Annotated in this window: 12 protein-coding genes and 2 tRNA genes; 6 read left to right on the plus strand and 8 right to left on the minus strand. The window is 53.4% G+C overall.

Features of this window, described 5'->3' with window-relative positions; translation table 11 throughout:
* The 5 genes from rplT to V6C07_RS05895 form a co-directional block, all read right to left on the minus strand.
* The coding region (rplT, locus tag V6C07_RS05875) for a 50S ribosomal protein L20 (RefSeq protein ID WP_333535431.1) at positions 1-180 on the minus strand (180 nt) is incomplete at its 3' end.
* 277 nt (positions 181-457) lie between these two features.
* Positions 458-655, minus strand: coding sequence for a 50S ribosomal protein L35 (gene rpmI, locus V6C07_RS05880; protein ID WP_012624128.1), 198 nt, complete (start codon positions 653-655; stop codon positions 458-460).
* A gap of 263 nt (positions 656-918) precedes the next feature.
* Positions 919-1,449, minus strand: a complete 531-nt coding sequence (infC, locus tag V6C07_RS05885) for a translation initiation factor IF-3 (RefSeq protein ID WP_333535432.1) — start codon at positions 1,447-1,449, stop codon at positions 919-921.
* Between the two features lies 1 nt (position 1,450).
* Positions 1,451-3,394 carry a threonine--tRNA ligase gene (thrS, locus tag V6C07_RS05890; RefSeq protein ID WP_333535433.1) on the minus strand — a complete coding sequence of 648 codons (1,944 nt, stop codon included), beginning with the start codon at positions 3,392-3,394 and terminating at the stop codon, positions 1,451-1,453.
* 179 nt (positions 3,395-3,573) lie between these two features.
* Positions 3,574-3,650, minus strand: a tRNA-Val gene (locus V6C07_RS05895).
* A gap of 303 nt (positions 3,651-3,953) precedes the next feature.
* Between V6C07_RS05895 and V6C07_RS05900 the strand changes: the two genes are divergently transcribed.
* Both V6C07_RS05900 and V6C07_RS05905 read left to right on the plus strand, forming a co-directional pair.
* Positions 3,954-4,442, plus strand: a complete 489-nt coding sequence (locus V6C07_RS05900; RefSeq protein WP_333535434.1) for an MOSC domain-containing protein — start codon at positions 3,954-3,956, stop codon at positions 4,440-4,442.
* A 281-nt stretch (positions 4,443-4,723) separates the two neighbouring features.
* On the plus strand, positions 4,724-5,098 hold the full coding sequence (locus V6C07_RS05905) for a hypothetical protein (protein WP_333535435.1): 375 nt from the start codon (positions 4,724-4,726) through the stop codon (positions 5,096-5,098).
* Positions 5,099-5,107: 9 nt separating this feature from the next.
* On the opposite strand, the gene V6C07_RS05910 is transcribed toward V6C07_RS05905, so the two are convergent.
* Positions 5,108-5,344 carry a helix-turn-helix domain-containing protein gene (locus V6C07_RS05910; protein WP_333535436.1) on the minus strand — a complete coding sequence of 79 codons (237 nt, stop codon included), beginning with the start codon at positions 5,342-5,344 and terminating at the stop codon, positions 5,108-5,110.
* Between the two features lie 291 nt (positions 5,345-5,635).
* Between V6C07_RS05910 and V6C07_RS05915 the strand changes: the two genes are divergently transcribed.
* The 4 genes from V6C07_RS05915 (at position 5,636) to V6C07_RS05930 (ending at position 8,635) form a co-directional block, all read left to right on the plus strand.
* On the plus strand, positions 5,636-5,983 hold the full coding sequence (locus V6C07_RS05915) for a hypothetical protein (RefSeq protein WP_333535437.1): 348 nt from the start codon (positions 5,636-5,638) through the stop codon (positions 5,981-5,983).
* Between the two features lie 165 nt (positions 5,984-6,148).
* Positions 6,149-6,574: a very short patch repair endonuclease gene (locus V6C07_RS05920; protein WP_333535438.1), complete on the plus strand. Its 426-nt coding sequence runs from the start codon at positions 6,149-6,151 to the stop codon at positions 6,572-6,574.
* 5 nt (positions 6,575-6,579) lie between these two features.
* Positions 6,580-7,719, plus strand: a complete 1,140-nt coding sequence (locus V6C07_RS05925) for a DNA cytosine methyltransferase (protein ID WP_333535439.1) — start codon at positions 6,580-6,582, stop codon at positions 7,717-7,719.
* Positions 7,706-8,635 carry a DUF4928 family protein gene (locus V6C07_RS05930; RefSeq protein WP_333535440.1) on the plus strand — a complete coding sequence of 310 codons (930 nt, stop codon included), beginning with the start codon at positions 7,706-7,708 and terminating at the stop codon, positions 8,633-8,635. The genes V6C07_RS05925 and V6C07_RS05930 overlap by 14 nt, the downstream gene beginning before the upstream one ends.
* Here the strand turns inward: V6C07_RS05930 and V6C07_RS05935 are convergent.
* On the minus strand, positions 8,632-10,284 hold the full coding sequence (locus V6C07_RS05935) for an AIPR family protein (protein ID WP_333535441.1): 1,653 nt from the start codon (positions 10,282-10,284) through the stop codon (positions 8,632-8,634). The two genes, V6C07_RS05930 and V6C07_RS05935, sit on opposite strands and share 4 nt — an antisense overlap.
* A gap of 156 nt (positions 10,285-10,440) precedes the next feature.
* Positions 10,441-10,526: transfer RNA gene (locus V6C07_RS05940), tRNA-Leu, on the minus strand.
* Positions 10,527-10,635 lie beyond the last annotated feature (109 nt).

A 10,635-nucleotide genomic window follows, 5' to 3' on the forward strand; every position in this document is an offset into this window, starting at 1 on the left:
CCACAGGGTGCGGAAGTCGCGCTTGCGCAGCTTGCGGCCCACATAGGCGTACTGCAGCGAACGTTCAACAGCCTCGCGGGCGGTGCGGTACAGACGGCTGCGGCCGCCGCGAAAACCTTTGGCGGCGGTCAAATATTTCTTGTGACGACGATGACCGGAAAGACCTCTCTTGACACGCATGGTGTGACCTCCTTCTCCCAACCAGGCGGAGGAAAGCCCGTTGGGGGGTGTAAAGTATCATGCCCCTCGATGAGGGGGTACGGATTGAACGTCTGTTACGGCTCCGCACTCGCCGCGACGCTTGCGCGTCTTGAATTTTCCAGGCCGACTGGCCTGGGCCGCTGCTGTTATCAGATGCATGCCCGGAGCAGTAGCCTGTGCGGGGAGTTCAAAAAACGCACCGCTCAAGGCCCGCAGGGGAACCTTGCAACCGGGACAGGCAGGCCGGGGCAAAGCCCTAGCCGTTGGGCAGCATGCGGCGCACGGCCTTTTCGTTGGCTTTGTCCACGGTGGTGGACTGACCCAGGCGCATTTTGCGGCTGGCGGCCTTCTTGGTGAGGATGTGGCGCAGGTTCTGGCGACGACGCTTGAACTTGCCGCTGCCGGTCTGCGAAAAACGCTTGGCGGCGGAACGCCGGGTTTTGATCTTGGGCATGGCGTACTCCTTACGAAAACATATACCCGGCAGGTCTGCGGACGCGCCAGGGGAAGGGCATGATGCCCCAAAGCGCCATAAGGCGCAAGAGCCGGAACAACTTCAATGTAAAATTGTTCCCGCAAACGGGCGAGCAGGCGTTTTTCCCTGTGCTGCACAGGCCGCGCAGCTGCGCTTTTGGCGCTGGAATGACGCTTTCAGTTCTTGAAAATCCAGATTTTCAAGAACACCTGCTCCAATGTTTTTTTGCCGTGTGAAGCCGGTTATTTTTTGGGAACCAGCATCATCTGCAGGGTGCGGCCTTCGGCGCGGGGTTCCTGATCGACCTTGGCGATGTCAGCCAGGTCCTGAACTACCCGTTCCAGAATGGACATGCCGCGATCCTTGTGGACAATTTCGCGGCCCCTGAAGAATACCGTTATCTTACAGCGGTCGCCTTCTTCCAGAAAGCGGCGGATGTGGCGGACCTTGGTTTCGTAATCATGGTCATCCGTCTTGGGGCGGACCTTGATTTCCTTGATCTGCACCACAGCCTGGCGTTTTTTGGCTTCCTGCTTTTTCTTCTGCTGCTCGTATTTGAACTTGCCGTAGTCCATTATGCGGCAAACGGGCGGCTCGGAGTTGGAAGAAACTTCCACCAGGTCCATGCCCGCTTCTTTTGCCATCGCAATGGCTTCGTTACGTTGCAAAATACCAAGCTGCTCGCCATCGGCGGCGATCACGCGCACTTCACGGGCGCGGATCATTTCGTTGCGACGTACGCTGTCTTGCGGCATGTCGCGGCGGAATCTCATGTTAGGCGAAGCTATAGCGCATCCCTCCTTGTTTGAAAGGCTCTTCGGCGTCCGTGCGTATGAGCGCGGCGATTTCCGCTACGGACTTGAGCCCCAGGTTGTCTCCATTGCGCAGGCGCACATTGGCGCCGCCCGCCTGCACTTCCTTTTCTCCCACAACAAGAATGTACGGAACTTTTGCCAGTTGGGCCTCACGCACCTTGAATCCCAGTTTTTCATTGCGCGTGTCGGCCTGGGCACGGATGCCCAGGGCCTTGAGTTCCTCAACCATGCCGGCGACGGCTTCGTCCCCGGCTTCGGTCACCGTGAGCAGGCGCGCCTGCTCTGGCGCAAGCCATGTGGGCAGCGCGCCGGCGAAGTTTTCAACAAGAATGCCGATAAAGCGCTCAAGCGAACCCATGATGGCGCGGTGCACCATGACCGGGCGGTGGCGTTCGCCGTCCTGTCCCACATAGGTGAGGTCAAAGCGCTCGGGCAGGGTAAAGTCCACCTGAATGGTGGAACACTGCCACTCGCGGCCGATGCAGTCCAGCAGGCGCACGTCGATCTTGGGACCGTAAAAAGCGCCGTCACCTTCATTGATGGTGTAAGGCAGCCCCGCCTTTTCCACGGCCTGCACAAGGGCGCTTGTGGCCGATTCCCACGCTTCATCCGTGCCGATGCTGCTTTCGGGCCTGGTGGACACCGCCACCTTGTATTCAAATCCGAAGAGATTCATAAGGTCGCGAATGAGATGGATGACCTCAAGAATCTCGCCTTCAAGCTGTTCCGGCGCGCAGATGATGTGGGCATCATCCTGGGTGAACTGGCGTACACGCAAAAGGCCGTGGAGCACGCCGCTTTTTTCATGGCGGTGAACCACGCCAAGCTCAAAATAGCGCTGCGGCAGATCGCGGTAGCTGTGCAGTTCGTTGCCGTAAATAAGCATGTGCGAGATGCAGTTCATGGGCTTGACGCCGTAGGCGTCTTCCTCGATCTGCGTAAAGTACATGTTTTCGCGGTAATGGTCGTAGTGCCCGGACTTCTGCCATGTTTCAACACGCAGAAGCTGCGGCCCCTGAACTATGTCATAGCCGCGTTTGAGATGTTCTTTGCGCCAGAAGTCTTCAAGAATGGTGCGCACAAGCATGCCCTTGGGCAGCCAGAACACCATGCCCGGGGCCACGTCTTCCTTGAAGGTGAAGAGCGAAAGTTCGCGTCCGAGCTTACGGTGGTCGCGGCGTTTGGCTTCTTCAATCTGCTTCAGGTGAGCGGCCAGGGCTTTTTCATCCGCAAAGGCCGTACCGTAAATACGGGACAGCATACGGTTTTTTTCGTCACCGCGCCAGTAGGCTCCGGCAACGCTCATAAGCTTGGAGGCTTTGGCAAAGCCCGTATGCGGCACATGCGGGCCGCGGCACAGGTCTGCAAAGCCGCTGCATGTGTAGACCGACACGGTGTCCGCATCAATGCCTTCAATAATTTCGACCTTATAGTCTTCGCCCATAGCCTTGAAGCGTTCCACGGCCTCGGCCTTGGAGAGCTCTTCGCGGGTAAACGGCTCGCGCGCATTGGCGATGCGCTGCATTTCCGCTTCAATGGCGGGAAAATCTTCGCTGGAAAAGGGCTTTTCCACATCAAAGTCGTAGTAAAAGCCGGATTCGATGGAAGGCCCGATGGTAACGCGGGCTTTGGGGAAAAGCTGTTTCACAGCCGCCGCCATGACGTGGGCGGTGGAGTGACGGAGTATCTGCAGGCCCTCGGGCGAGTCGGCGTACACCGGTTCCAGGCCGGTGCAGCCGGCGGGAACCGGAGAGGAAAGGTCAAGCAGTTCTTCCGCGCCTGCAGCAGCGCGGGCGGCCACAACGGCCTTGAACTTTTTGCCGCTCAAGGCTTTCTGGAGTACGGCGGCCACGCTGTCGCCAGCCTGCCCCTCTACCATTTGCCCTTCCACACGGACTTCCATGACTATCTCCTTGCGTCGCCGGAGGCGCTGCCCGGCCAGACAAAAAAGCCAAAACAAAATGGGGAGGTAAACCTCCCCACTGCGCCGATACCGGTCATTCGGCCGCCCTGCGGCAGCCTGTGCTATGGGCGGGGCCAAGGCCTTCCGCCGTTTAGGGGAACCATCCCCGAAGTTTCTTTTGGTAGGAACGAGCAGACTTGAACTGCTGACCCCTTCCGTGTCAAGGAAGTGCTCTAGCCACCTGAGCTACGCTCCTACATGAGGCAAGGGGTTATATAGCTACTCATGCCTGGCCCGTCAAGAATTTTTTGTGTATTCCCGCATTTTCTTTGATTTGCTCGCAAAGTCCATTTTTTAACGTACGGGGGCTGACCCGCCGGATTTGTGTTTTATATTTATATATGCGAGCGCGGAAAGGCCGGTGGAACAGGGGAGACGTCCGGTGGGTGTTGAGCCTGTCGCCATCAGCAGAAACTGGTTTCATCAGGCACGGCTGGTGAATGCTTATGCAGCCGTCTGAAGGTTCAAGATGTAAATGTTTTAACCATAGGAAAATAGTATGGGAATGATCAAGGCCATCTGTACCAGCCCCAAAAAAGGTACTGCCAAAAAAACCGTTCCTTCCGCCGTGTTTGTAGTGGATCACGGCATTGAGGGCGATGCCCACGCCGGAAAGTGGCATCGTCAGGTCAGTTTGCTTTCCTGGCAGGCCATTGAGGCATTCAGGGCCAGAGGAGCCGTGGTTACGCACGGATGTTTCGGCGAAAATCTTGTTGTGGACGGCATTGATTTTGCGGCCCTGCCCGTGGGGACACGCCTGCGCTGTAATGACGTGCTTCTGGAAGTGTCGCAGATAGGCAAGGAATGCCATAACCACTGCCAGATATACCACACGATGGGCGACTGCATCATGCCCCGGCAGGGCGTGTTCGCGAGAGTTTTGCGAGGCGGTCTTGTGCGTTCCGGGGATGTGATGGAAGTGTTGCCCGCAGGGGCTGGATGCGACTGCCCGGAAGCCGGACGACAGGCCCAAGAGGCCAGTTCGTAAGCCCGCGTGCGTAGTGCGTTTTCAACGCGCAAACCGAGGAAGTTCATCACATCATGTCCGCAAGCCCGCGCGTGTAGCGCGTTCTCTCTTTGTGACCGGGCGGGATGCGGGGGAAAACCATGAGCCTGCGTATGAACCGGAGGTAGGCCGTGCCGGTTGCACAGGGGGGCGCTGTTCGTGTTTTTTTGCCGGCACAAGGTGCGCGATAGAACCGCCGTCAAAGAGCTTGACAGCCTTGGTGGTGGGCTTGATTGCCGCGAATTACGGTATCTGTGAGGGGAATGGGCGAATCGGAAATATTGGAAATGCGGCTGACCCTGCTGCAACAGCAAGACATGGAGAAATTGAAAAGCACCGCAGAGTTGATGAAGGCTTTGAGAGACTTGCACGGGCTTATCAAGACCGCGACCTTGAGCGTGAAGCAATCCGCGAACGAAGTAAGGGCATATCCCGCTGAAGTTATCTCCCAGGCGACGGCAAAGGTGGAAAACTCGGTAAAATTCTGCGTGGAGGGCGCGGAGCGGGCGCGGGACGTGTACAACGCCGCTCAACATCTCGTCACTATGGTGGAGAAGCATATTGTATGGTGGGTCATCATTCCGTCCATACTGTCGCCCATGGTCATCGCGGCCATTCTTCTGTGGCTGATGCCGTGATAGGCGCGGCTATTGGATCAAGTTCATTTCCCGAAGGAGTGAAACCACGTCTTCCCGTAGCGCCTTTGCAATTTCAATAAACTCAACCACGTCTAACCGGCGTTCTCCGCTTTCATACTTTGAGACAAAAGATTGGGGCTTGCCCAAAAAGTCGGCGACGGCTTGTTGGGTAAGTCCTTGTCGTTTTCTGGCGTTGATGAGCCCTTCAAGAAAGGCCTCATACTCTCGCGTGAAGTTGGATTTCATGGGTATCCTCTTTTGGGATAACCCTATTGCGAGTTGCAAAATATCCCAAAATAGGATATTTATTTTTGTGCAAATCCTCCAAACGAGAAACGCATGATCGCATCTGAGGAAATAGGCATGATTGTCGCCCGGTTGGCGATATTATGATGAACGCTTCCTCGCGGAGTTGCTTCAAACGGCCAGCGATGCGGGGGAAGGGCTGCGGCCTGACGATCTGGAAAAATTGGCGCTTTGGGCGACGCTCATGCGGGCATTACGTTCAAGTCTCGCGGCACATGAAAAGGAGAACAGATGAACCGTTTCAATCCGCCGCTCTGTGAACCGTGCCTTCTGTCGCACAATGCCTCCGTGGCGCGCAGGCTTTACATTGACCTTGCCGTGACGGCCATCATCTTTATCGGTGTGGCCGTGTTTGTGGCGTATAACGCGCAGACCAATAAAAGCGGCGGCATCGTTGTCGGCTTGATGCTGGCCGGGGCCTATTGGGGCTGGCAATTCCTGAGCCGTATTCCGGTGCCGGTTATCCTGACATCCGGCGCGGGGTTCATCATGTATCTCGGCATCAAGCTTTTTCTTTCCGTTATGGCGGGATTTATCGTCGCCCCCTGGCAGATATTCAAGCGCATCAGGGAGAATTAGCTCCATCAAGATCCTCGAAAGGGATGTGACGGCCGGAAGGGCGTAAAAATTATCGCCGACGAAGCATCGGCGCACAGGTACGACTCAAAGGCGGTTCATCCGCCTTTTTATTTCTCTAGACTCTTTTCTTGCGAGGTTCTCGCCCTCAGGATATATCTTTTCCAGATGGACAATGTAAGCCCGGAAAAGCGAAGCTGGACTATGGCCCAGGTGAAAGGGCGCAATACGGGGCCGGAAAAGGCCGTGCGCTCCCTCCTGCACCGTATGGGGTACAGATTCAGGCTTCAGCGGGCGGACTTGCCGGGCAAGCCGGATATCGTCTTGCCCAAGCATCGCACGGTCATCTTTGTTCACGGCTGTTTTTGGCACCGCCATACTGGCTGTAAACGCGCCACTATGCCCGCTACCAACATCGATTATTGGAATCGGAAATTTGAGCGGAACGTGACGCGAGACGCGCAAAATAGAATTGCTCTCGAAAGCGGTGGCTGGCGCGTCCTGATAGTGTGGGAATGCGAATTGAAAGATTTGGCGGCCCTACAGGCCCGTTTGTTTGATTATTTCAACACGCTCCGCGTTGACGGCGCATGACAATTATGAGTTTAGCCTACCAAACCCTGCAATACAGCGTTTCCTACTCGGCGTCTGAGTTGCCGCAGGAAGACGCGCGCCCGCCGTTCCTTGAGTTTTTTGCGGGCAGCGGCTTGGTAAGCCATGCTTTGGCTCCATATTTCAGCGAAGCGTGGGCAAACGACATTTGCCCTAAAAAAGCCGCAGTTTTTTGGTCCAACCATGAAGGCGCTCCTTTCGCCCTATGCTCCATCACCGATGTAAACGGTAAACGCCTCCCATCAAGCGTCCTTTCATGGGCCAGCTTCCCTTGTCAGGACTTATCTCTTGCCGGCAACGGCAAAGGCATCAGGGCCAAGCGTAGCGGCCTTGTCTGGGAGTGGCTTCGCGTCATGGACGAAATGTCGCAGCGGCCACCGCTTTTGGCGGCTGAAAACGTGGTCGGCCTTGTTTCCACTGATGAAGGCGCTCATTACCGGGAATTGCACACGGCTCTCGTGAAACGCGGCTACAAAGTCGGCGCCATGCTGCTTGACGCTGTTCATTGGCTCCCCCAGTCTCGCCCCAGGGTGTTTGTGGTTGCAGTTGACGCCCAAACGTCCATTCCGCAAAATCTTGTAGCCGGAAAGCCGACCTGGGCGCACCCCGCCGCTATTCAGAAAGCTGCTGCCGGACTTGATGGCTGGGTATGGTGGAATTTGCCAAAGCCAGAAAAGCGCGGCCTGACTCTTTCCGAAGTAGTGGATTTCTCATTGCCCTGCCAGGATGCGGCCACCAGCAGAAAAAATCTAGCGATGGTTCCGCCCGCGCACATGCGCAGGCTTCAGGAAAGCGGACTTCCGGTAGTCCCTGGATATAAGCGCATTCGGAACAAGAAACAGGTTCTTGAGCTGCGTTTTGACGACATTGCCGGATGTCTGCGCACCCCGGCAGGCGGCAGCAGCAGGCAGTATCTTGTGATTAAGCAGGGCAAAGAGTGGAGGACGCGCATCCTCAGCCCCCGCGAAGCGGCAAGGCTTATGGGAGCGCCGGAAACCTTCAAGCTTCCCGGCACCTTCAACGATGGCTACAAGGCTATGGGCGACGCGGTAGCCGCTCCTGTCGCCGCGTACTTGGCAAAACACCTTCTCTCCCCTCTTGCGGCGGTTTGCGATGACCTCTCTTGAAAAACGTCTGACAGAATTTCGTGATGCGAACTCCCTGAGAAGCAAAGGCCAACTGGCCGTCATGTTGCACATCACTCGGCTTGCTGCCGAAAACGGCCTTCCCATTGATCCGGAAACCTTGCGGACTGACAGGGAAGGACAGGTCAAAGGGCTGGGCAAGGGGCGAGTGCAGAATATTTTGAAAGGCCACGGCATTACTCGCGTGCTCGCCGAGGAAGGCGGACGCACCAGCCGGGGAAGCCTTGGCAACGCCTCTGATTATGCGATTTTTTTGAACGCGCTGCATACAGAAAAGATGGACGACTTAGCCGCCATTGAAAAGTGGTGGATCGCCCGCGTTCAGGACTATTTCAGCAGCAAACCCTTCACTCTCAAGTTTGATCCGAGCAAATCTTTGCGCTCCATCGTTAGCGACCTGCTCGCCCAGGCCGTGAAGCGCCAAAAAGACAATCCTGGCACTACCTATGCTGGCACTGTGCTACAACACCTTGTCGGCGCCAAGCTCGACTTGATTCTGCCGGAAGATAAAAGAGTCGCCCACCACGGCGCGAATGTGGCGGACTGCCCCACCGCGCGTGCTGGCGATTTTGTGCTTGATGACGTGGCTATCCACGTTACGACAGCCCCTTCTGAAGCGCTTATTCGTAAGTGTAAAGATAATATTGACGCTGGAATACGTCCGATTATCGTGACTATTGCAGAGGGCCGCGCTGGCATTGAATCTATTGCTAAAGGCTTTGAAATTGAAGGACGTATTGACGTTATTGAGGCTGAGCAATTTATCGCTACGAACATCTTGGAATGGAGCCAATTTACTGAAAAATCTCAACGCATAGAGGTCATGCGCCTTATTTCTAAATATAATGAAATTGTTCAACGTGTGGAAACTGACCCTAGCCTGACCATCATTATCTAAGGCAAAGCATCCTCTATTTCTTTGAGCTTTTTCGCATTCCTAAATAAATATACCAACGGTGTTCCAGGATATTTTTCCTCAGCGACATCATAAACAGCGTTAAACAAGGTTGGAATGGTTGCATCCACCGTTGTCATGGCCGCTTCAATTTCGAACTGCTCACTACGTATTTTTGACTTTTCTATATTTTTCAAGCATTGAGCAGCAATAAATATATTGCCATAAACAGCGTATTGTTGTTTTCTTTTGTCATCTACGGCGCATTGCCGAATATTTTCTTGAGATTTTTCAAACAGACAGAGCAGATGTTTGACGTAATATGGAGAGTTGGAATGATTAAAAATTAGTTTGTATGGTACCCTCTCAATATCATCCCATACACGGCCAATTTCCCTTTTTGCAACAGCCACCAAGTTAATGTCACCTGTGTCTGCAATAAGAGCTTGAGCAACATAAGTTAAGTCGTAACAATTTTCCCCTTGCACCTCATCGCCAGCTTTATAAACATATTTAATGCCAAGTATATCAAGTCCTTCTTGGAGCTCTTTTTGATAGGGGTCCAATGCGACAAAGTCTTTTCTTTCGATTCTATTCTGAGTGTTTGCAGCTTTTGTTATTGATCGAGACAAGTCGCTGTCATGCTGTTTTGTCTCGATAAATTTTGCAAAAACATACGCCACATCTGTTTTATCTTTATCTTTTTTGTATACCCGATGACAAGCTCCAACCGTCTGCGCTCCATTAACAACAGCAAGACCGTTACATTCAAACACTCCGCTTTCTCGCGAAGAGCCACCAAGAGGCTTCTTTTTTATTTCATTAGCAATCAAAGTTATACCATTATTTAGATAGCAAAAAAGCTCTGGAGCATTCACAATGGAATCCACAATCATATTATTCACATCAGTATCCCCTTTAAAAGAACGGATATTCGGCGTGAATAAAGAGTCCTGATGCTTTTCAAATAAAACAGCCAAATCAGAAGCTGCGACAAAGCCAAAGTAAGCGTCATCACCGGCACTCGCAATTTTTGTCCAATCCCTAATGACCACATCCTCGTTGACTGGACCACGAGACTTAGAAGCTACGTCATAAAGTCTGCTTTGATTGGCAACTTTTAAAGTCATTATGTCATCGCCGTCATTAATACGGCCTATATATTCAGAAAATATAGCTTCTACACTGTCAGATAATATATTGGTGCTATTGTACGTCGGGCAAAGAACTATCTTAACACTTGCATCATTTGTTATCTTGTCTAGTATGTGCTTCTTTTTTTTCACATCCGTGTTAAATCCATCAAAATCAAGCTCTAGTAACTTCTGTACGCCATGGATCAGTTTATGCGCGGCAGCTTCATCAAGGGTTTTGTTTCCCTCTCTACTCCATTTGGATTGGACAAAATAAACGGTATTTGTATAGCCATCGTAAGAAATGGCATCTATGCCGTTGTCGCCACCGCCATCTACGACGGCTCCTGCGGCATCCTCAAACCCACACCCGGTAAATGAAATCACAGCTAATGCCGCGATACCGCGGGTCAAAAGGGTTGTTGCGCGGTCATGTTCGCTCACTTGCGAAACATCTATGAGGCCTGTAAAATTTTGCTCAATATAAGATTTGATTCTGGAATTCTTAAGAGTGGACATAGTGTCCTCGTAGATTTTGAGTTTTTATATATGTAGCCTCTGAAGGTGAGTAGCGCAAATTGGGGAAAGCGGCACAATGGTGGCACCGTTTTACTATAAACAAAAAAATACGGCATCATTCGCTTTTGCGTTATGCCGTATTTCCTTTAAAATAAATGGTACCCGGAGCGGGACTTGAACCCGCACACCTTAACGGCCAGGGATTTTAAGTCCCTTGTGTCTACCGATTCCACCATCCGGGCGTTTCTGCGTCTGGAAGTTGCGCAGTGTTGGCCTTTCCGCCCTGCGGGCAGGGCGCATGCGGGTTTATTCCGCTTCTTCGCCGCCTGATGTGGCGGCAGCCCCGCCGGT

Source organism: Desulfovibrio sp. 1214_IL3152, assembly GCF_036763055.1.
Taxonomy (GTDB): domain Bacteria; phylum Desulfobacterota; class Desulfovibrionia; order Desulfovibrionales; family Desulfovibrionaceae; genus Desulfovibrio.